Origin of the sequence: Amycolatopsis sp. TNS106 (assembly GCF_019330265.1) — a bacterium.
Taxonomy (GTDB): domain Bacteria; phylum Actinomycetota; class Actinomycetes; order Mycobacteriales; family Pseudonocardiaceae; genus Amycolatopsis; species Amycolatopsis lurida.
The window spans coordinates 6679256-6697775 of the sequence record NZ_CP024972.1; the positions used below are offsets into that span (position 1 = coordinate 6679256).

General features: G+C 69.0%; 22 protein-coding genes. 16 read left to right on the top strand and 6 right to left on the bottom strand.

Going from position 1 to position 18520, the window contains the following annotated elements:
* Positions 1 to 78 precede the first annotated feature (78 nt).
* On the top strand, positions 79 to 264 hold the full coding sequence (locus CVV72_RS30630) for a hypothetical protein (protein WP_007032516.1): 186 nt from the start codon (positions 79 to 81) through the stop codon (positions 262 to 264).
* Here the strand turns inward: CVV72_RS30630 and CVV72_RS30635 are convergent.
* The 3 genes from CVV72_RS30635 to CVV72_RS30645 form a co-directional block, all read right to left on the bottom strand.
* Entirely contained in the window at positions 261 to 1082 is an 822-nt protein-coding gene (locus CVV72_RS30635; RefSeq protein WP_219147234.1) for an SAM-dependent methyltransferase, read from the bottom strand. The two genes, CVV72_RS30630 and CVV72_RS30635, sit on opposite strands and share 4 nt — an antisense overlap.
* A gap of 89 nt (positions 1083 to 1171) precedes the next feature.
* A complete protein-coding gene (locus CVV72_RS30640) occupies positions 1172 to 1762 on the bottom strand; it encodes an HAD family phosphatase (RefSeq protein ID WP_219147237.1) in 591 nt (196 codons plus the stop codon).
* A 2-nt stretch (positions 1763 to 1764) separates the two neighbouring features.
* Positions 1765 to 2793: a low specificity L-threonine aldolase gene (locus CVV72_RS30645; RefSeq protein WP_219147239.1), complete on the bottom strand. Its 1029-nt coding sequence runs from the start codon at positions 2791 to 2793 to the stop codon at positions 1765 to 1767.
* Between the two features lie 135 nt (positions 2794 to 2928).
* Between CVV72_RS30645 and CVV72_RS30650 the strand changes: the two genes are divergently transcribed.
* The 10 genes from CVV72_RS30650 (at position 2929) to CVV72_RS30695 (ending at position 11390) form a co-directional block, all read left to right on the top strand.
* The gene (locus CVV72_RS30650) at positions 2929 to 3447 is read left to right on the top strand and encodes a SigE family RNA polymerase sigma factor (RefSeq protein ID WP_005152531.1); all 519 of its coding nucleotides are present in this window, start codon (positions 2929 to 2931) and stop codon (positions 3445 to 3447) included.
* Positions 3434 to 4138, top strand: a complete 705-nt coding sequence (locus tag CVV72_RS30655) for a hypothetical protein (RefSeq protein WP_219147241.1) — start codon at positions 3434 to 3436, stop codon at positions 4136 to 4138. Before CVV72_RS30650 ends, CVV72_RS30655 begins: the two co-directional genes overlap by 14 nt.
* A 24-nt stretch (positions 4139 to 4162) precedes the next feature.
* Positions 4163 to 4765 (top strand): TetR/AcrR family transcriptional regulator, encoded by a 603-nt coding sequence (locus CVV72_RS30660; protein WP_219147243.1) that lies wholly within the window; start codon positions 4163 to 4165, stop codon positions 4763 to 4765.
* A gap of 84 nt (positions 4766 to 4849) precedes the next feature.
* Positions 4850 to 6280 (top strand): adenylosuccinate lyase, encoded by a 1431-nt coding sequence (purB, locus tag CVV72_RS30665; RefSeq protein ID WP_219147244.1) that lies wholly within the window; start codon positions 4850 to 4852, stop codon positions 6278 to 6280.
* Between the two features lie 219 nt (positions 6281 to 6499).
* The gene (locus CVV72_RS30670) at positions 6500 to 7327 is read left to right on the top strand and encodes an ABC transporter substrate-binding protein (protein WP_219147245.1); all 828 of its coding nucleotides are present in this window, start codon (positions 6500 to 6502) and stop codon (positions 7325 to 7327) included.
* Positions 7328 to 7331: 4 nt separating this feature from the next.
* On the top strand, positions 7332 to 8105 hold the full coding sequence (locus CVV72_RS30675; RefSeq protein ID WP_219147246.1) for an ABC transporter substrate-binding protein: 774 nt from the start codon (positions 7332 to 7334) through the stop codon (positions 8103 to 8105).
* Between the two features lie 8 nt (positions 8106 to 8113).
* Entirely contained in the window at positions 8114 to 8896 is a 783-nt protein-coding gene (locus tag CVV72_RS30680) for an ABC transporter substrate-binding protein (RefSeq protein WP_219147247.1), read from the top strand.
* Positions 8897 to 9655, top strand: coding sequence for an amino acid ABC transporter permease (locus CVV72_RS30685; protein ID WP_219147248.1), 759 nt, complete (start codon positions 8897 to 8899; stop codon positions 9653 to 9655).
* A complete protein-coding gene (locus CVV72_RS30690) occupies positions 9652 to 10392 on the top strand; it encodes an amino acid ABC transporter ATP-binding protein (RefSeq protein WP_034312531.1) in 741 nt (246 codons plus the stop codon). Before CVV72_RS30685 ends, CVV72_RS30690 begins: the two co-directional genes overlap by 4 nt.
* 110 nt (positions 10393 to 10502) lie before the next feature.
* Positions 10503 to 11390: an MOSC domain-containing protein gene (locus CVV72_RS30695; protein ID WP_219147249.1), complete on the top strand. Its 888-nt coding sequence runs from the start codon at positions 10503 to 10505 to the stop codon at positions 11388 to 11390.
* Here the strand turns inward: CVV72_RS30695 and CVV72_RS30700 are convergent.
* Positions 11273 to 12079 carry an S-adenosyl-l-methionine hydroxide adenosyltransferase family protein gene (locus CVV72_RS30700; RefSeq protein ID WP_219147250.1) on the bottom strand — a complete coding sequence of 269 codons (807 nt, stop codon included), beginning with the start codon at positions 12077 to 12079 and terminating at the stop codon, positions 11273 to 11275. The two genes, CVV72_RS30695 and CVV72_RS30700, sit on opposite strands and share 118 nt — an antisense overlap.
* A 35-nt stretch (positions 12080 to 12114) precedes the next feature.
* On the opposite strand from CVV72_RS30700, the gene CVV72_RS30705 reads away from it, so the two are divergent.
* The 4 genes from CVV72_RS30705 to CVV72_RS30720 all read left to right on the top strand — a co-directional run bounded on the left by CVV72_RS30705 (position 12115) and on the right by CVV72_RS30720 (position 15701).
* Entirely contained in the window at positions 12115 to 12996 is an 882-nt protein-coding gene (locus tag CVV72_RS30705) for a phosphoribosylaminoimidazolesuccinocarboxamide synthase (protein ID WP_219147251.1), read from the top strand.
* A gap of 70 nt (positions 12997 to 13066) precedes the next feature.
* Positions 13067 to 13762, top strand: coding sequence for a DUF2334 domain-containing protein (locus CVV72_RS30710; RefSeq protein ID WP_219154231.1), 696 nt, complete (start codon positions 13067 to 13069; stop codon positions 13760 to 13762).
* Positions 13759 to 14490 carry a TetR/AcrR family transcriptional regulator gene (locus tag CVV72_RS30715; RefSeq protein WP_219147252.1) on the top strand — a complete coding sequence of 244 codons (732 nt, stop codon included), beginning with the start codon at positions 13759 to 13761 and terminating at the stop codon, positions 14488 to 14490. The genes CVV72_RS30710 and CVV72_RS30715 overlap by 4 nt, the downstream gene beginning before the upstream one ends.
* A gap of 71 nt (positions 14491 to 14561) precedes the next feature.
* Positions 14562 to 15701 (top strand): DUF418 domain-containing protein, encoded by a 1140-nt coding sequence (locus CVV72_RS30720; protein WP_219147253.1) that lies wholly within the window; start codon positions 14562 to 14564, stop codon positions 15699 to 15701.
* Here CVV72_RS30720 and CVV72_RS30725 read toward each other — a convergent pair.
* Together CVV72_RS30725 and CVV72_RS30730 are read right to left on the bottom strand one after the other, a co-directional pair.
* Positions 15698 to 16333 (bottom strand): MBL fold metallo-hydrolase, encoded by a 636-nt coding sequence (locus tag CVV72_RS30725; protein WP_219147254.1) that lies wholly within the window; start codon positions 16331 to 16333, stop codon positions 15698 to 15700. The two genes, CVV72_RS30720 and CVV72_RS30725, sit on opposite strands and share 4 nt — an antisense overlap.
* Before the next feature lie 33 nt (positions 16334 to 16366).
* Positions 16367 to 17311: a DUF5937 family protein gene (locus CVV72_RS30730; RefSeq protein ID WP_219147255.1), complete on the bottom strand. Its 945-nt coding sequence runs from the start codon at positions 17309 to 17311 to the stop codon at positions 16367 to 16369.
* A gap of 61 nt (positions 17312 to 17372) precedes the next feature.
* Between CVV72_RS30730 and CVV72_RS30735 the strand changes: the two genes are divergently transcribed.
* The gene (locus CVV72_RS30735; protein ID WP_219147256.1) at positions 17373 to 18515 is read left to right on the top strand and encodes an MFS transporter; all 1143 of its coding nucleotides are present in this window, start codon (positions 17373 to 17375) and stop codon (positions 18513 to 18515) included.
* Positions 18516 to 18520 lie beyond the last annotated feature (5 nt).

Below are 18520 nucleotides of genomic sequence, written 5' to 3' on the forward strand. Positions count from 1 at the left end.
GAAGGCGATCTCGAGCTCCGCCTGACAACCTGGACTCACCGGGCCCGCATGGGCACGGTGAGGCAATCGGAGGATGCCATGTTCTGGAAGATCGTCGGCGGGCTGATCCTGGCTTGGGTGGCCTTCATGGTGCTCGGATCCGTGCTCGGTTTCCTGGTGAAGGCCGTCTTTTGGATCGCCGTCATCGGCGGCGCGGTCTTCCTCGGCACGGCCGCGTACGGCGCCATCAAGGGCAAGGGCACCCCGAAGCAGCTCCGCCGCTAGGGCTTACGCGCCACCCCGCCGAGCGACGTGAAGTTCACGGGCGAAAGCGGGGTGAAGCGCGGCCCGTCCGGCCACCACAGGTGCGGATACGTCAGGCCGGGCTCCATGAGATCGAGTCCCTCGAAGAAGGACGCGATCTCCTCGCGCGTCCGGTACAGCGTGTCCAGCCCTGTGCCGTTGAAGCGCTTCTCGAGCGACGTCGCGACGTCGGCCGCTTCGGTGCCGTCGGCGGGGTTGTGCTGATGCAGCAGCGCGACGAACGAGCCCGGAGCCAGCGCGTCGACGTAGGCACGGACGATCTTCCGCGCCTCGTCGAGATCCTGGATATGGTGGACGATCGCGCACAGGATCAGCCCGACCGGCCGGTCGAACTCCAGCCGGTGGGTGCGGGCGAGCCCCTCGATGACCTCGGCCGGTTCGGTCAGGTCGGCGGCCGTCATATGCGCGAAGTCGTTCGCCGCGAGCAGCGCGCGGCCGTGCGCCTGCACCACCGGATCCCGGTCGACGTAGACGACCTGGGCCTCGGGGTTGTACCGCTGCGCGACCTGGTGCGTGTTGTCCATGGTCGGGAAGCCGGAGCCGAGGTCGAGGAACTGGTCGATGCCTTCCCGGTCGGTCAGGTAGCGCACGGTCCGGACCAGCCAGTGCCGGACCTCCTTGGCCATGGCCCGCGCATCCGGCGAGATCTCCAGGATCTGGCGCAGCGCCACCCGGTCGGCCTCGTAGTTGTCCTGGCCGCCCATCAGTGCGTCGAAGACCCGCGCGATGCTCGGCCGGTCGAAATCGACGGGCACGAACGGGCGTTGGTCCGCGGACATGGGCACCTACCGGGGGTGAATCGGTTTGGACTGGTTCAGCGTAGGTCATCCGCTTCACCGCGCGTAAGCGGATGAGCGACGAGGGTGAATTATTCCTCCGAAGAGCCGAAGCCGGATTTCGCCGCGGTCACGCCGACCCAGCGTTCCGCGCGCATCCCGACCGCCCGCGCACCGTCCACATTGGACTGCCGGTCGTCGAAGAACAGGCAATCGGCCGGTTCGGCGCCGAGTTCGGCGAGCAGGATCCGGTAGATCTTCGCGTCGGGCTTCATACAGCCGAGGTCACCGGAGAAGAGCTTCACGCGGAACAGCTTCGCCCACTCCTGCTCGCGCACCCAGCGCCCGAAGGTGGACGACGCGTTCGAGAGCAGCGCGAGCGCCGCGCCCGCTTCGTGCAGCCCCTCCAGCAGTTCGAGCACGTCGGGCTCGACGTGTGTCCAGCCGGTGACGTCGATGGAGGTCAGTTCGTCGGAGAACGCCTTGTCCACCGGGACGTCCAGCGCACGGCCGATGCTCTGCCAGTACTCGAGGTCCGTGCCGCCGGAGTCGTACCGGACCCGTTCGGCCCAGTAGTGCGGTTCGAAGTCGGCGACTTCGAGGCCGAAGGCCTTGGCCAGGGTCGGCAGCGCGTCGGTGTGTGCGCTGATGACGTCGCCGTAGTCGAAGACGATCCAGCTCACGTTCAGCCCCCGGTCTTGATGCGTTGAAGGGTTTCTTCGATGTCCGCCGCCGAAAGGTCCCGGTGCGCCACGAACCGGATCCGGCCGGAGCTGGGCAGCGTCAGGATCCCGAGCCCGGCCAGCCACGCCAGCCTGCCTTCGAGGTCGGGAGCGGCCACCTGCACGATGTTGGTTTCGGGAGTGTTGACCTCCCAGCCGTGCTCCGCGAGCCCGGCCGCGAGCCGTGTCGCGTTCTCGTGCGTCTCGGCGAGGTCCCCGATGCGGTCGAGCGCGACCAGGCAGGCCGCGGCCAGCACACCGCCCTGGCGGATGCCGCCGCCGAGCATCTGGCGCATCCGGCGGGCCTTCTCGACGAACTCGGCGCTGCCCGCCACCACCGAGCCGACGGGCGCCCCGAGCCCCTTGGAGAAGCAGGCGGAAACGGTGTCGACGCCGACCGTGAGCGCCGCGGGCGGGATCCCCAGCGCGACCGACGCGTGCCAGATGCGGGCGCCGTCGAGGTGCACGGTCAGCCCGGCCTCCTTCGCCACCGCGACCAGCTGGGCGTGCTCGTCGGGCGGGGTCACCGCGCCACCGGCCGTGTTGTGCGTGTTCTCCAGGCACAGCAGCGGCGTGCGCAGCGCGTAGTACGGCCCGCGGGGGACGCCGATCGCGGCCGAAAGCGTTTCCGGCGTCGGCCGCCCCGGTCCGGCGTCGTGCTCCAGCGGTTCCGGCATGCCGCCCGCGAGCCAGGCGGCGGACCCGAGCTCGTCGGTGATCACGTGCGAGCCGCGCGGCGCGAGGAACCGGTCGCCACGCTGGAGATGAATGCTCAGCGCGATCAGGTTCGCCATGGTCCCGGTCGGCGTCCAGAGCGCGGCGGGCATGCCGAGCAGCTTCGCGGCGCGCTGTTCCAGCGCGCCGACGGTCGGATCGCCGTCGAGGACGTTGTCGCCGACCTCGGCCTTCGCCATGGCCTGGCGCATGACGTCGTCCGGCCGGGTGACGGTGTCGGAGCGGAAATCGATCTGCGGGAGAGAGCGCGAGGTCACGGTACGATCACATCACATCGACGGGCCTGCGGTGAATCTCCTCCCCGGCTGGTCCGCCACGCCCGCTCATGCAACCGTGGACGCCCCCGGTTCCGTCCTACCCACCGACGAGGCAAGAGCGGAGACAAAAACCGCGTGAACCAGCGCGACGAACAAGAGTTCGCGGAGTACTTCGCCGCGAAGCGGGACTCCGTGCGCAGGACCGCGTACATGCTCTGCGGTGACTGGCATCGTGCGGACGACCTCGCGCAGACGGCGTTCGTCGCGCTGCACCGGAGGTGGAAGAAGATCAGAGAACGGGCGGCGACCGACGCCTACGTGCGGAAGACGCTGGTCAGGGCGGCCATCGACGAGTCGAGGCGGCCGTGGCGGCGGGAGTGGCAGACCGAGGAGCTGCCCGAACCGCCGCAGGACGGCTTCGACCTCGGCGAGCAGGTCGTCACCAGGGAAGACCTGCTGGCCGCGTTGCGCGAAGTACCCCCGAAGCAGCGGGCCGTGCTGGTGCTCAGGTTCTTCGAAGGGCTGGACGTCGGTGCGGCGGCGAAGGCGCTCGGGTGCAGCGAAGGAAACGTGAAGAGCCAGACCGCGCGAGGGCTGGCGAACCTCAGGCAGGTCATGGAGAAGGAGGAGGTGGCACGGGATGGACGAGAATGACCTGAAGGCGTTGTTCCGTGACGCCCCCGGCGACGCGCCGTCGCCGACCTTCGACACCGCCGACGTGGTCCGCGCCTCGAAACGCGCCACCGCTCGACGCCGAAACGGTATCGCGGTGGCCTGTAGTGCGGTGGTTTTGGTCTTGGCCGGAGTGGGCATGTTCGGCGTGCTCGGCGGAACCGAGCTCCAGATGGGGAGCGCGGTCAAATCCGAAAACGAAGCGGCCTCCGCGGGGCAACCTGGTGCGGAGTCCGTACGTCCTCTTGACAGCGGGGACCCCTCGAACTTCTCGAACCCGCCGCCTCAGCAGGGGGGCGACGGGCCAGAGAGGACCGGCCAGAAGACGGCCGAAGGCACCTACGGGTGCGACCAGGTGGACCGGGAGCTCGCCACCGCCCTCGCTGGCGAGCTCCCGGTCCCCGTGGATGTCGCCACATCGACGCCCGGCGACCTCTGTACGACGGGAGCGAGGTCCGCGGGGTTCCCGGTGCCGGGCGGCACGGTCTCCGTCGCGGTCTTCCCGGCCGGTTCGGCCGTCCCGTCGGTGCCCACTGGGGCGGCTGAAGCGCGCCGGACCACCGCCAAGGGATCGCTGGTGGTCGTGGTGAGCCTCGGCGACGGCTCGGGCAGGCCCGCCCTCCCCGAGTCCGACGTCGACAGGCTGGCCGGTGTGCTCGCCGCCCGCTACTGAGCGCGCCTGGCAAAATAGCCCGCCATGACCGCCGCAGCGACCACGCCGAAGGGCGAGCGACGCCGGGCCGAGCTCATCGAGGCCGCCGCGTCGCTGCTCGCCGAGGGCGGGTTCGACGCCGTGCGGCATCGTGCGGTCGCCGAACGCGCGGGGCTGCCGCTGGCCTCGACGACGTACTACTTCGACTCGCTCGAAGAGCTGGTCACCGCGGCTGTGGAACATCACGCGAAGGTCGAATTGGAGACCGGGCGGCAGCGCCTCGACGAGCTGGCGACCCGCAACCGCGGTGTCGAGGCCACCGTCGACCTGGTGCTGGACATGCTCCTGGGCCCGCTCCGCCCGGATCGCGAGGCCGACGCCGAAGCGGTTCTCCTGCGCTACGAACGCCTCGTCGGGACAGGTCGCCGTCCGTATCTTCGGCCCCTGATGCGGACGCTGTCCGCGCAGCTGTACGAGCTGCTCCACGAGATCTTCGCGCGCTCCGGCACGCCTGTGGACGGCACCGAACTGGAGCGGCTGGTCGCCCTGGTCGACGGTGCCGTGGTCAACGCGCTGATCGAGGTCGACCCGGAGCCGCGCGCCGCCGCCTCGCGCATGCTCCAACGCGCCCTCGACCCCCGCGATTAGTCACCTACTTGCAGTCAGGGCGAGGTGTCACGGCGCGCTTGTGGCGCAAGTAGGTGACGAATTGCGGGGGGTTAGTCTGGCCGCGTGACGGACAAGCCCCGCATCCCCAACGTGCTCGCCGGCCGCTACGCCTCGCCTGAGCTGGTCGAACTGTGGTCCCCGGAACGCAAGGTCGTGCTGGAGCGTGAGCTCTGGCTCGCCGTGCTTCGCGCGCAAGCCGACCTCGGCGTCGAGGTGCCGGACGGTGTCGTCGCCGACTACGAACGCGTGCTGGAGCAGGTCGACCTCGACTCGATCGCCGCGCGCGAGCGGGTCACCCGGCACGACGTGAAGGCCCGCATCGAGGAGTTCAACGCGCTCGCCGGGCACGAGCACGTCCACAAGGGCATGACGTCGCGGGACCTCACCGAGAACGTCGAGCAGCTGCAGGTGCTGCGTTCGCTGGAGCTGGTCCGCGGCCGCGTTGGCGCGGTGCTCGCCCGGCTCACCGCGATCGCGGTCGAACACGCCGACACGGTGATGGCGGGCCGTTCGCACAACGTCGCCGCGCAGGCGACGACCCTGGGCAAGCGCTTCGCCACCGCCGCGGACGAACTGCTGGTCGCCTTCGACCGGCTCGAAAACCTCATCGGCCGTTACCCGCTGCGCGGGATCAAGGGTCCGGTCGGCACCGCGCAGGACATGCTCGACCTCCTCGGTGATGAGTCCACTTTGGACGAACTGGAGTCGCGGGTCGCGGCCCACCTCGGCTTCGAGAACGTGTTCACCAGCGTCGGCCAGGTGTACCCGCGCTCGCTGGACTTCGACGTGCTGTCCACCGTCGTCCAGCTCGCGGCCGCCCCGTCGAGCCTCGCGAAGACCATCCGCCTGATGGCGGGCCACGAGCTGGTCACCGAGGGCTTCAAGCCCGGGCAGGTCGGCTCGTCGGCCATGCCGCACAAGATGAACACCCGTTCGTGCGAGCGCGTCAACGGCCTCGCCGTGGTCCTGCGCGGCTACCTGTCGATGATCGGCGAACTCGCCGGCGACCAGTGGAACGAAGGCGACGTGTCCGACTCCGTCGTCCGCCGGGTCGCGCTGCCCGACGCGTTCTTCGCGCTCGACGGCCTGCTGGAGACCTTCCTCACGGTGCTGGCCGAGTTCGGCGCCTTCCCGGCGGTCATCGGACGTGAGCTCGATCGCTATCTGCCGTTCCTCGCCACCACGAAGGTGCTCATGGCCTCGGTCCGCGCGGGTGTCGGGCGTGAAACCGCTCACGAGGCGATCAAGGAGAACGCCGTCGGCGTCGCGCTCGCGATGCGGGAGCAGGGGCTGGCGGAGAACGACCTCCTCGACCGGCTCGCCGCCGACGAGCGCATCCCGCTCGACCGTGGTGAGCTGGACAAACTCCTCGCGGATCGGATCTCGTTCACCGGTGTCGCGCCCCGTCAGGTGGCGGCGATCGCGTCCCGCGTCGAGGGCATCCTGGAGCGTTTCCCGGAGGCGGCCAACTACTCGCCGGCGCCGATTCTCTGACCGCGCGTGAAGGCCCCCTTCCCTCGGCTGAGCCGAGGGAAGGGGGCCTTCACGCGCGTTGTGAGCAGCCCCACCCGGGGGTGTTCACAGAGTGAGACGAAGTTACTCGATCGGGCGAAATGCCTAATCTCGATCGCTGAACCCGGAGCGCCAGGCCGCCCATGAGGCGGCCTGGCGTGTTTGTATCGCGCCTTGCGCGCCGAACCCACGGAAGAAGCGATGAGATCCACGCTGTCGAAATTCGTCGCCGTCGTCACGGCCGGAGCGGCCACCCTCGCCCTCGCCGCCTGCGGCTCCGGTGACGCGGGCGCGAGCGGCCAGAAGCTGCGGGTCGGCACCCTGACCGACGCGCCGCCGTCCATCTATCTGGAGAACGGCACCTTCACCGGCTACGACAACGAACTGCTGCGCGACATCGCGAAGCGCGAAGGCTTCGAGGTCGAGTTCGTCGGCACCGAATTCGCCGGTCTGCTCGCCGCCGTCGCCACCAACAAGTTCGACATCGGCAGCTCCACGATCTCCACCACCGAGGCCCGCAAGAAGACCGTCGCGTTCAGCAACGGCTACAGCACCGGGTTCACCTCGATCATCACCAAGAAGGGCGCGGGCCTCAAGGACGTTGGCGCCTTCACCGGCAAGCGGCTCGGCGTCGTGCAGGCGTCGGTGCAGGACGACTTCGCGACCGGCAAGGTGCCCGGCGCCAACGTCGTCCGCTTCCCCGACTACAACGCCGGTTTCGCGCAGCTGAAGGGCGGCAGCCTCGACGGCTGGGTCGTGCCGAAGGACATCGGGCAGAAGTACATCGACCAGAACCCGGATCTGCAGCTGGAGTTCGGCTACACCGTCGAGACCAAGGACACGCCGTCCGCGTTCGCCGTCCGCAAGGACAACAAGGAACTGCTGAAGAAGCTCAACGACGGCCTCGCGAAGGCCGTGGCGGACGGCACCGTCGCCCGCCTGCACGCTCAGTTCTTCAAGACCGAGCCGCTGCCCAAGGAACTCGAACAGGGCGGCCCCGGCCTGCCCGTCCAGAACGCGGGGGTCTGAAACCATGAAGAAAACCTTGCTCGCCACGCTGGCCGCCGGCCTCGTCGCCGTGCTCGCCGCCTGCGGTGGCGGCGAGTCCGCCGCCGAGAAGACGTTGCGCGTCGGGACGCTGAGCGACGCGCCGCCGAACATCTACGTCGAGAACGGCAACTACACCGGCTTCGACAACGAGCTGCTGAAGGCCATCGCCGCCAAGCAGAACCTGAAGCTCGAGTTCGCCTCGACGGACTTCTCCTCGCTGCTGGGCCAGGTCGCGAACAACCAGTTCGACATCGGCAGCTCGGCCATCGCGCAGACCGACGAGCGCAAGAAGAACGTCGACTTCTCCAGCCCGTACAACTTCGAGGTCATGAGCATCCAGACCAAGGACGGCTCGCCGATCACCGAGGAGAAGGGCCTGTCCGGCAAGCGGGTCGCGGTCATCCAGGCGACCGTCGGCGACAAGTGGCTCACCTCGACGGTGCCCGACGCGCAGGCCGTGCGCTTCCCCGGGTACGCCCCGGCGCTGGCCGCGCTCAAGAGCGGCGCCGTCGACGCCTACATCCTCGACCAGGCGATCGCCGAGACGAACGTCAAGGAGAGCACCGACGCGAAGCTCAAGGTCGTCAAGTCCTTCACCACCGACGTGCCCCACGGCTTCGCGGTGAAGAAGGGCAACAGCGAGCTGCTCACCAAGATCAACGAGGGCCTCAAGCAGGTCATCGCCGACGGCACCTGGGTCAAGCTCCACGAGAAGTTCCTGCCGACGGCCCCGGTCCCGGACCAGTTCAAGGCGTGAGGATCACGATGAAGAAGTCACTCGCCGCCGCTGTCGGCGCCGTCCTCGTGGCGGTGCTGGCGGCGTGCGGCGGCGGTGAGAGCGCCACTGCCGGCACCTTGCGCGTCGGCACGCTCAGCGACTCGAAACCCAACGCCTATCAGGAAAACGGCGTGTTCACCGGGTTCGACAACGAGCTGCTGAAGGCCATCGCCGCGCACCAGAACCTGAAGCTCGAATTCGTCTCCACCGAGTTCTCGACGCTGCTGAGCCAGGTCGCCAACGGCAAGTTCGACATCGGCAGCTCGGGGATCTCACAGACCGACGAACGCCGCAAGACCGTCGACTTCTCGGCGCCGTACAACTACCAGTCGCTCGGCATCGAGGCCCGCGAGGGCACCGGTATCACCGACGAGAACTCCTTGGCGGGCAAGCGGATCGGGGTCGTGCAGGGCACGGTGTCGGACAGCTGGCTGGCGGCGAACGCGCCCACCGCGCAGGCCGTCAAGTTCCCGCAGGACGCCGCGACCCTCGCCGCGCTCAAGTCGGGCGCGATCGACGGCGCGATCTTCGACCAGGCGACCGCCGAGGACTACGCGGCGAAGAACCCGGACGCGAAGCTCAAGGTGATCAAGGCGATCACCACGACCATCCCGCACGGCTTCGCGGTCAAGAAGGGCAACACCGAGCTGGCAGGCAAGATCAACGCCGGGCTCAAGGCGGTCATCGCCGACGGGACATGGGAAAAGGTGCACCAGCGGTTCGAGCCGAACGCGCCGGTGCCCGCGGAGTTCAAGGCCGGGCAGAAGTAAGTGGACGACTTCCTCAACACCTTCCTGAACTGGGAGTACATCTGGGAGGTCTTCCCGGACCTCCTCGGGACCGGCCTGCTGAACACCCTGATCCTGTCGGTGTTCTCAGCGCTGATCGGCACCGTGCTCGGCATGCTGCTGGCCACCATGGGCCTGTCCAGCAAGGCGTGGCTGCGCTGGCCCGCCCGGGTGTACACGGACGTCTTCCGCGGCCTGCCCGCGATCCTGACCATCCTGGTGATCGGACAGGGCGGCGGGATCCTGATCCCGTCGCTGTCCCGGAATCCGTACCCGCTGGGCATTCTGGCGCTGAGCCTGATCGCCGCCGCGTACATCGGCGAGATCTTCCGCGCCGGTATCCAGAGTGTCGAAAAAGGGCAGATGGAGGCCAGCCGCGCGCTGGGGATGAGCTACACCAAGGCGATGACGCTCGTCGTCATCCCGCAGGGTGTGCGGCGGGTGCTGCCCGCGCTGGTGAACCAGTTCATCGCGCTGGTCAAGGACTCCAGCCTGGTGTACTTCCTCGGCTTCCTCGCCGAGCAGCGCGACCTGTTCCGCATCGGGCAGGACCTCGCGGCGAACACCGGGAACCTGTCGCCGCTGGTCGCGGCGGGCGCGGTGTACCTGGTGATCACCGTGCCGCTGACGCATCTGGTCAACTACATCGACAAGAAGCTGCGCACCGGCAAGAAGATCCGGGTCGACGACGACGGCGGCCAGACGGAACTGCTGAACGCCGGAAAGGTGCCGATGTCATGACGACCGCCGTACGTTCCTCCAGCGTCGAACTCCGCGACATCCACGTCTCCTTCGGCACCCTCGAAGTGCTGAAGGGCGTGAACCTCAAGGTCGAGAAGGGGCGCACGACCTGCATCATCGGCCCGTCCGGCTCCGGCAAGTCGACGTTGCTGCGCTGTGTGAACCGCCTCCAGGAGCCCGACTCGGGTGACCTGCTGCTGGGCGGCGAGAGCGTCATCTCGTCCGACCCGGACGCGCTGCGGCAGCGGGTCGGGATGGTGTTCCAGCACTTCAACCTGTTCGGGCACCGCAGCGTGCTGGACAACATCACGCTGCCGCTGCGCAGCGTCCGGAAGCTCGGCAAGGCGGAGGCCGCCGAGATCGCGCACGCCCGGCTCGCCGAGGTCGGCCTCGCCGACAAGGCGCCGTACCGGCCGAGCGCGCTCTCGGGCGGGCAGCAGCAGCGGGTCGCGATCGCGCGGGCGCTCGCCATGGAGCCCGAGGTCATGCTGTTCGACGAGGCGACCAGCGCGCTGGACCCGGAGCTGGTCAAGGGCGTCCTCACCCTGATGGCTGGGCTGGCCGAGCGCGGCCTGACGCTGCTCGTGGTCACCCACGAGATGGGTTTCGCGCGCGGCGTCGCCGACGAGGTCGCGTTCATGGACGACGGGAAGATCGTCGAACAAGGTGCTCCGGAGGCGATCTTCGACGCTCCGCGGAGCGAGCGGCTTCAGCGGTTCCTGTCGCAGGTGTTGTGAGGGCGGCGAGCAAAGGGCGGCGGTGGCGTGGTGGGGCACGTCTCGTGAGTGGTAAGGACGGTTCTAACCGTCCCTACCACTCACGAGACCTGACTCGTTAACCTGCGGCTATGGCGAGAGTGGCGAAGCTGGTCTATTACCCGGTCAAGGGCTGCGCCGGGACGTCGGTCGAAACGGCCGACGTCACCCCGGCGGGGCTGAGGTTCGACCGTGCCTGGATGGTCGTCTCCCCGGACGGCGAGTTCCGCAGCCAGCGGAAGCATCCGGTGATGGCCTCGATCCGGCCAGCGGTCCTGGACGACGGCGCCCGTCTGCGGCTCGCCGCTCCCGGCGTCGAGGATCTGCTGGTCGAGACGGTCACGGACGGGCCGCGGCATCCCGCGGCCACGTTCACCTGGCAGGGCAAGGGCGTCCACCAGGGTGACGAGGCCGCCGAGTGGTTCTCCGCCGTCCTCGGCCTGCCGTCGGTGTTCGTCGGGCTCGCTCCCGAGCACGAACGCGTCACCAACGGCGAGATCCCGGGCACCGCGGCCTTCGCCGACGCGCACGCGATCCTGCTGACCTCCGAGTCCTCTTTGGACGGTCTGAACGAACGGATCGCGTCGCGGGGTGCCGAGGCCGTGCCGATGGACCGCTTCCGGCCCAACATCGTCGTCGCGGGCTGGCCGGAGGCACACCGCGAGGACGACGTCCGCTCGCTCACCGCCGGCGGCCTCGAACTGGGGTACGCCAAGGTCTGCATCCGCTGCACGGTGCCGATGGTCGATCAGGAGACCGGCGAGAAGGCCGGTCCCGAGCCGATTCGTTCGCTCGCCGACTACCGCCGCGAGCCCGAGGGCGGTGTCTCGTTCGGGATCAAGATGGCGGTGACCGGCCCGGGTCAGGTGTCCGTCGGCGACGAGGTGATCGTGCACTCCTGGGCGGGCCCCAGCCCGAGCACGTCCGAGGCCGAACCGCCGTTCACGGCGACCGCGAGCCGTCCCGCCGAATCGGTGTAGAGCACGTTCCGGCCCGGCGGCACCGTGCCGAAGGTGTCGCCGACCAGCGCTTTCACCAGGACGTGTTCGCTGCTGACGGAAACCGTGCCGGACAGTCCGGCCAGTTCGAGGTCGGCGGGGCTCGCGGCGAGCTGGACGTTGCCGAAGTGGTCGACCGTGAGCACCTCGGCCACCAGCTTGCCGGGGAACACCGCCACGAACGGGTCCGGCAGGCGCACGAGGTCGTCGACGCGCGGCCCGAACTCCTCGGGGGCGACACCGAGCGCGAGATGCGCCGCCGCGGGGGCGAAGACGTCACGTCCGTGGAACGTCGACGAAGTCACCGGAAGGCGGTACTCCGGGGCCGCGAGTTCGTACGCGGCTATCACCCCGCTGAGTGTTTCGGCGGCGGGAATGAGGAGTCCGTTGTCCGGGCCGACGAGCATTCCGCGCCCGGTGACCACCACGACGCCGCGCCGCGCCGTGCCGACGCCGGGGTCCACGACGGCGAGATGGACCGACTCCGGCAGGTACGGCACGGTCTGGGCGAGTACCTCGGCGCCGGTCCTGACCTGCTGTGGAGGGATCTCGTGGCTCACGTCGATCACCCGTACGGACGGCGCGATCCGTGCGATCACGCCGTGGCACGCGGCCACGAAACCGTCTCTCAGCCCGTAGTCGGTCGTGAACGAAACGCAGTGGATCGGCATGATCAGCCATCATCCTTGATCGCTAGGGTGCAGCCGTGACGACGCTCGAATACCCGAAGATCGCCGCCGGCAAGGTCCGAGAGCTCTACGCCGTCGATGACGAGCATCTGCTGCTCGTCACTTCGGATCGGATCTCCGCCTGCGACGTCGTCTTCGACACGCCCATCCCGGACAAGGGGCGGGTGCTCACCGCGATGAGCGTGTTCTGGTTCTCCCTGCTCTCCGATGTCCTCCCCAACCACCTGGTCTCCTACGAAGACGAACGCATCCCCGCCGAGGTCCGCGGCCGCGCGCTGCTGGTGCGGCGGCTGGCGATGCTGCCGCTCGAAGCCGTCGCCCGCGGTTACCTCACCGGTACCGGTTTCGTCGATTATCGCGCGTGCGGCAGGGTTTGCGGGGTCGAACTTCCCCCGGGCCTGACCGAGTCGTCCCGGCTCCCCGAACCGATCTTCACCCCCGCGACGAAGGCCGACCGCGGCTCGCACGACCAGAACATCGCCTTCTCCGACGTCGTCGGGCAACTCGGCCGCGAACGGGCCGAGGAGGTCCGCGACGCGACGCTGGCGGTGTACCGCCGCGGCGCGGAGTTCGCCGCCGAACGCGGCATCCTGCTCGCGGACACGAAACTCGAATTCGGCATCGACCGCGAGGGGAACCTCGTGCTCGCCGACGAGGTCCTGACCCCGGATTCCTCGCGTTACTGGCCGGCCGGTGGCTACGCGCCGGACAGCCCGCAGCCGTCGTTCGACAAGCAGCCGCTGCGGGATTGGCTCACCAGTCCCGCGTCCGGCTGGCATCGCCGGGACAGACCGGGGTCACCACCCCTGCCCGAGGACATCGTCGCCGCCACGCGGGCGAGGTACATCGAGTCGTACGAACGCATCACCGGCCGGTCGCTGCAGGATTGGCCCGCCTGACCTGCGGAGTTCACTCCGACGTCAGGCGAGCGAAAGCCCCGGCTGGCTCACTGGTGGGGTGGATGCACGTTTGCTGGTTTCCCTGTCCGGCGTGACCACCCGGACCTTGCACCGCTGTGCCGATCTCGCGGCCGAACTCGACCGGCGCAGGGTCCCGTTGTCCGTGCTCTACGCCGCTCGCACCGGCGAGGGCCCCGTGACCGAGTGGGTCAGGACGCGCCGCACCCAGGGCGACTCCGTCCTCCTGCACGGTTACGACCACCAGGTACCGCCCACCCATCGTGCCGTCTACCTGGGTAAACGTGCCGAGTTCGCGGCGCTTCCCGCGCACGAGGCGCGGCTGCGGCTCATCGCGGCGAAGGCGGCGCTCGACGCCAACGGCATGGCCGTCGACGGTTTCGCGCCACCGCGCTGGATCGCTTCCGAGGGCACCCTCCAGGCTCTGCGCGAGCACGGGTTCAGGCTGTGCGCGGACCTGGTCTCGGTACGGGACCTGGTGTCCGGTGAGGTGCGGCGCGCCAGGGTGCAGGAGTTCGGCGGGCCCTCGCACCGGACGGAGACCGTCCGCTGTTTCGCGCTGGTGCTGGCCGCCGCCAGGGCCGCGCGCCGCGGTGGGCTCGTCCGGCTCGGCATCGACGCCGCGGATCTCGCCCGGCCGGGGCTGCGGCAGGCGTTCCTCGACGCCGTCGACGTCTCGCTGGAGAACCGCGCTTTCGGAACCACCTACGGCTCGCTCTCTCGAACGCGGGTTAAATTGTCGGGATGACCGACGAGGGGGACGCACCGGCGACGCTGATGCGGCTCTGGCGACGGGCGGAGCGCCCGACGCGCGGCAGGCCGTCCGTTCTCGACATCGACAGTGTCGTGGCGGCCGCGGTGGACCTCGCCGATCGCGAAGGCGTCGCGAACGTGACGCTGGCGAGCGTGGCGACGGACCTGGGCGTCACGAAGATGTCCCTGTACCGCCACATCGGTTCGAAGGCGGAGCTGCTGGAGCTGATGGCCGACTTCGCCATCGGTGATCCGCCGCGGGTGGAGTCCACCGGCGAGTGGCGGGCCGAGCTGACCACGTTGGCCGAGGCCAACCGCGATGTCCTGATGAAGCACCCGTGGCTGGTCGAGCTGCCGCTGGCCGGTCCTCCGGCTGGACCGCACGCGGTCGCCTGGATGGACGCGATCCTGCGCACGCTGCGCGACACCGGTCTCGACTGGGGCACCAAGGGCGGGATCCTGGTGCTGGTCGGCGGCTATGTCCGCCTCGCTTGCGCGCAGGCCATCCAGCTCGCCGAGGGAAGGAAGGGCAGCGGGTTGAGCCAGGCGCAGGCCGAGCAGGCCTACGGCAAAGGCCTTGCCGCGCTGATCGACCCCGAGCGTTTCCCCGATGCCGCGGGCTTCCTGACCTCGGGACTCGGTGGCTCCGAACAGAACTCCGATTTCGACTTCGGTCTCGGCGTCGTGCTCGACGGCATCGCCGCTCTCGTCGAGGCGAGCTGACAAAGCATCCCCTTCGCCTTTAGTATCCGTCGGACACTAGTTAGTGTACGTTGGATACTAAAGGGGGATCCATGACATCGACACCGATAAGCGAGCGTGTGCTCGCACCGGATCTGGCCAGGGGTTTCGCGCTCCTGCTCGTCGCGCTGGCGCATACCGCGAGCATCTTCCTCGGGAACACGCCGGGCGTGGACCAGACGCCGCAAGGCCTGGAACGGCCGTACTTCGTGCTGCTGTTCGTGTTCGTCCACGCGTGCGCGCTGCCGCTGTTCGGCATGATGCTCGGCTACGGAATGGTGCAGTTCACCGACCGCCAGGAAGCGCTGGGGCAGCCGTGGCCGCGGACGCGTGGCATTCTGCTTCGCCGTCACGCGTGGCTGCTGGTCTTCGGTGCTGTCGACGGGGTGCTGTTCTTCTCCGGTGACGTGCTCGGCGCGTACGGCGTGCTCGGCGTGGTGTTCACTCTGCTGCTTCTGCGGCGTGGTAAGGGTTTCTACCGGATTCCGGTGCTGTACCTCGGGTTCGGCGTCTGCTACCTCGCCGTGCTGATGTACCTGGTGTTCACCGGGAACTCAGGGAGCGCGCCGGTCCCGTCCGTCGAGGACGTGTCGTCACTGGCGCCGACGTACGGCGACGCCGTGCGCGAGCGCCTCACCGAATGGCCGATGAGCACGGCGATCCTGCTGTCGTCGATCCTCTTCGTCTGGGTCGGCGCCTGGGCCGCGAAGAAACGCGTGCTGGAGGAGCCGAACCGAAAGGTTCTCCTCGTCGGCCTGTTCGGCGGCTTCGGCGTCGCGATCGCGGGTGCGTTGCCGATGGGCTTGTTCGCCGGTGATTACGTCGGCTTCGACGAGGGGACCGCCGGGCTCGCCAAGCTGATGTACGAGGGAGCCGGTCTGTTCGGCGCGATCGGTTACATCAGCCTGTTCGGCCTCGTCGGTATGGCGGTCGGCAAGAAGCGCCGCGGCGTCGTGGTCACCGCGATCTCCGCCCTCGGCCAGCGCACGCTGAGCGCGTACCTGCTCCAGTCGGTGGCGTGGCTGATCCTGGCGCCACCGTTCATGCTGGGGTTGAGCGGGAAGACGTTCGTGGCGGCGGCGTGCGGGCTCGGCGTGTGGCTGCTGACGGTCGTCGTCGCGTACTTGATGCACCGCAGGTCCTATCGGGGGCCGGCGGAGATCCTGGTGCGAAAACTGGCTTACCGGAGCTAAAGCTTCACCGGCTCCCCGACATCGAGCACCTTCACCTCGGTGCCCTCCGGGGCGAGATTCGCGAACAGCCCGTAGTGCATCTGCGGCCGCGCGAGGACGGCTTCGTGGATCGGCACGGCGAGGCGCGGCGACACCGCACGCAGGTAGTCGACGGCCTCGCCTGCCTTGAGCCACGGGGCGCCGGTGGGCAGGCCGAGGACGTCGATCTCCTGTTCCGGCACGAAGAACGAGTCGCCGGGGTGGTAGAACGCGCCGTGGTCGACGAGGTAGCCGACGTTCGGGATCACCGGGATCTCCTCGTGGATCACCGCGTGCTCACCGCCGACGACGTTGACGGCGCTGGACCCGATTTCGAGGGCGTCGCCGGGGTTCGCGATCTGGAACTCGGCGCCGATCTTCCCCACCGCTTCGGCGGAACCCGGATCGACGATCAGCCGCACGCCGGGGTTCGCCGCCAGCAGCGCGGGCAGCCTTTCCATGTCGAGGTGGTCGAAATGCTGATGGGTGATCAGGATGGCGTCCAGCTCACGCTCGCCTTCGAAGCCCGCCGAGAAGGTGCCGGGGTCGATCAGGATCCGCGCGCCCTCGGTCTCCAGAAGGGTGCAAGCGTGTCCAAAGTGGACAATACGCATCGGTGTTCTCCTTCGCGGTAGCTCGATTCCAGCCTAGGCCCGGAGCAGGGCGTCGCCAAGTTCGGTGCGCAGGTAGCGCACTTCGCGGCCGCGGCGCCGCGTGTCGAGCAGGCCCGCCGCGCGCATCGCGGTCAGATGCTGCGAGACCGTCGGCGCGGAGAAGCCCAGCCTGCGCGCCAGTTCGGTCGTGCTCGCGGGTTCGTTGAGCGTCGTGAGCAGCGCGGCCTTCGTCCTGCCGAGTACTCCCGCGAGCGCGTCGGGCGGACATTCGGGATCCGACCAGAGTTCGGCCACCCCGCGAGCCGGGTACAGCAGCGAAGGCTGCCACGGCTCCATCGTGATCACCCCGACCGAGGGCCACGCGAAGACGCCGGGGATCAGCAGCAGTCCGCGTCGGTCGAGGTGGACGCGGCCGCGTTCCTTCATTTCGATCACCAGGACGTCGTCGACGAGCCGAACGCGCGGGTGGATGTCTTCCAGTACCAGCGCGATACCGCCGGCGGCGAGGCGTCGTGAGCGTTCCTCGATGTCGGCGACGAGGAAGCGGCGCATCCGAGGCCAATGCGGTTCGACCAGTTCGGTCCAGGCGATCTCCATCTGGCTCGCCAGCAGATCCCTCGCCTCGGCTGGGTCTTTCGGCAGACCGCTCAGCTCGGCGTCCACTTTGGACAGCTCGTGTGCGACCTGCTCCGGTGCCGTGCGACGGATTTCGGCGAGCTGGGCGGACGCGGTGGTCTCCGGGCCGCTCGGCGGCGGGCTGAGGAAATCGGTGATGTAGTGCCGCGCGCTCATCACCTTCGCGAAGCCGTCGATGGGCAGGTCCGGCAGTTTCGCGGCGGCCTCGCGCAGCCACGGCAGGTGGCTCGGGTGCCCGCGCCGTCCGAGCAGCGTCTGCATCGCGCCCATGGTCTCGTCGAGCGGGGAGATGCCGAAGCGGACGCGATTCGCGCTCTCGGCGGTCAGGACCAGCTCGATCATCGGATTAGGCTATGCCCTAATCAATGGTCCTCGCCAGCCCGGGTTCGGCAGTGTTCGTGACATGACGTTGCTGCGAAATTCCGGGTATTGGCGCTGGTCGGCGGGGGTGCAGCTGAACCGGTTGCCCGGCATGATGGCGCCGCTGGCCTTCACCGTGCTGACCACCGCGACGACCGGTTCGTACCGGCTCGGCGGGATCATGATGGCCGTTTTCGTCGCCGCCGAGATGGTCGGCGCCGTACCGACGGGACGGCTGCTCGACCGCGTCGGCCCCGCGCGCGGGCTCGTCGTGCTGCTTCCGCTGGTCGCCGCCGGACTGTTCCTGCTGGCCGCGGTCGCTTCGGCCGGAGCGCCGGACTGGGTGCTGCTCGCGCTGGCGATCCCGCCGGGGCTGGTCGCGGGCGGGCTGAACGGCGGCTTCCGGACGTTGCTCGCCGCGACGGTGACCGAGGACGAACTGCCGAGGGCCGTTTCGGTGGACGCGATGATCCTCGAAGGCGTCATCGTCGGCGGGCCGCTGCTGGTGGCGCTCTTGGCGACGTCCGGCCCGGTCGTCCCGATTCTCGCGATGGCCGTCGTCGCCCTGCTCGCGGCGCTGCTCGTACCGCGACGGACCGTTCAGCCAGATCCACAAAGGACGGTCGAACGCCAGCCGATCCCGTTCGCCGCGTGTGTGCCCTGGCTCGCGGGGTTGTTCACCGTCGGGCTCCTGCTGTCGACCATCGAGGTCGGGCTGCTGCCGCTCGTCCTGCGTCTCGGCGCGCCCGAATCGGCGACGGCCATCGTCATCGTGGTGCTGTGCGGGGCCAGCCTCGCCGGGAGCGTGCTCTACGCGGCGCGGGGGAAGGCCGGCGATCCGCGGCTGTTCCTCGCCGGTTTCGTGCTCGGTGGGATAGTGGTTTCGGCGGGTTTCGGCTGGGCCGGGCTGCTCGGCGGGGTCGCGCTGATCGGGCTCTGCACCGGCCCGCTGATGGCCGTCTCGTCGGTCAACCTGCAGAAGCTGCTGCCGGAACGCCGCCGGTCGGAGGGGTTCTCGCTGGCCTTCACCGTGCAGGCGTCGGGCTTCGGGCTTGGTTCGCTGGCGATCGGGGTCCTGCCGGTCTGGCTGGCCCCGCTTCTCGGCGTCCTTGCGGCCCTCGTCTCCTGTGCGATGCTGGTGGCACGCCCCAGGCGAGCTATTGGCACGCCGTCAGTAACGTCGTAGCCTGG

Bases quoted from the DNA above. Each gene is read 5' to 3' on its own strand.
- CVV72_RS30675 (WP_219147246.1), top strand. From the start codon at position 7,332: ATGAAGAAAACCTTGCTCGCCACGCTGGCCGCCGGCCTCGTCGCCGTG.
- CVV72_RS30630 (WP_007032516.1), top strand. From the start codon at position 79: ATGTTCTGGAAGATCGTCGGCGGGCTGATCCTGGCTTGGGTGGCCTTC.
- CVV72_RS30680 (WP_219147247.1), top strand. From the start codon at position 8,114: ATGAAGAAGTCACTCGCCGCCGCTGTCGGCGCCGTCCTCGTGGCGGTG.
- CVV72_RS30655 (WP_219147241.1), top strand. From the start codon at position 3,434: ATGGACGAGAATGACCTGAAGGCGTTGTTCCGTGACGCCCCCGGCGAC.
- CVV72_RS30735 (WP_219147256.1), top strand. From the start codon at position 17,373: ATGACGTTGCTGCGAAATTCCGGGTATTGGCGCTGGTCGGCGGGGGTG.
- CVV72_RS30730 (WP_219147255.1), bottom strand. From the start codon at position 17,311: ATGATCGAGCTGGTCCTGACCGCCGAGAGCGCGAATCGCGTCCGCTTC.
- CVV72_RS30720 (WP_219147253.1), top strand. From the start codon at position 14,562: ATGACATCGACACCGATAAGCGAGCGTGTGCTCGCACCGGATCTGGCC.
- CVV72_RS30700 (WP_219147250.1), bottom strand. From the start codon at position 12,079: ATGCCGATCCACTGCGTTTCGTTCACGACCGACTACGGGCTGAGAGAC.
- CVV72_RS30690 (WP_034312531.1), top strand. From the start codon at position 9,652: ATGACGACCGCCGTACGTTCCTCCAGCGTCGAACTCCGCGACATCCAC.
- CVV72_RS30715 (WP_219147252.1), top strand. From the start codon at position 13,759: ATGACCGACGAGGGGGACGCACCGGCGACGCTGATGCGGCTCTGGCGA.
- CVV72_RS30635 (WP_219147234.1), bottom strand. From the start codon at position 1,082: ATGTCCGCGGACCAACGCCCGTTCGTGCCCGTCGATTTCGACCGGCCG.
- CVV72_RS30695 (WP_219147249.1), top strand. From the start codon at position 10,503: ATGGCGAGAGTGGCGAAGCTGGTCTATTACCCGGTCAAGGGCTGCGCC.
- CVV72_RS30670 (WP_219147245.1), top strand. From the start codon at position 6,500: ATGAGATCCACGCTGTCGAAATTCGTCGCCGTCGTCACGGCCGGAGCG.
- CVV72_RS30725 (WP_219147254.1), bottom strand. From the start codon at position 16,333: ATGCGTATTGTCCACTTTGGACACGCTTGCACCCTTCTGGAGACCGAG.
- CVV72_RS30660 (WP_219147243.1), top strand. From the start codon at position 4,163: ATGACCGCCGCAGCGACCACGCCGAAGGGCGAGCGACGCCGGGCCGAG.